Origin of the sequence: Elizabethkingia argenteiflava (genome assembly GCF_009904105.1) — a bacterium.
Lineage (GTDB): Bacteria > Bacteroidota > Bacteroidia > Flavobacteriales > Weeksellaceae > Elizabethkingia > Elizabethkingia argenteiflava.
Map to the genome: position 1 here is coordinate 1 of NZ_JAAABJ010000030.1, position 376 is coordinate 376.

Consider the following 376-nt stretch of genomic DNA (forward strand, 5'->3'; position numbering starts at 1 on the left):
GCAATAGCCTCATTCTTAAAAGACTCAAAGTCAAATTCTTCTTGTGCCATAAGATATTATATTTAAAGATAATGTGTATGACACAGTTCGAGATACAACCTCAGGCTTGGATTTTTATAATCTGAGCCTTTTATCAAAAATAAGGATAAATTGGTTTAAAATTAATCTCCAATTTTGGATGGGCATTGTCGATTTCTTAGCGGCTTCGTTTAATGCCAAATAAACAGATTTCAAAACCGCATCATCCGTAGGTGTAGGCTTCCCTTTTTTAGTACGATTTAAAATTAGACAATTTTTCATATTGTACCCAATTTATTTTCTGTTAATTTATAACAGCAAGTTTCTGTTTTTCCTTTTCTCTGTATTTCACAGGAGA

The 376-nt window shown here is 31.6% G+C and carries 1 pseudogene; it reads right to left on the reverse strand.

The window, feature by feature from the left end:
• Positions 1 to 114 precede the first annotated feature (114 nt).
• Positions 115 to 255, reverse strand: a pseudogene (locus GNY06_RS00130) (IS256 family transposase); the annotation flags it as partial.
• Between the last annotated feature and the right edge of the window lie 121 nt (positions 256 to 376).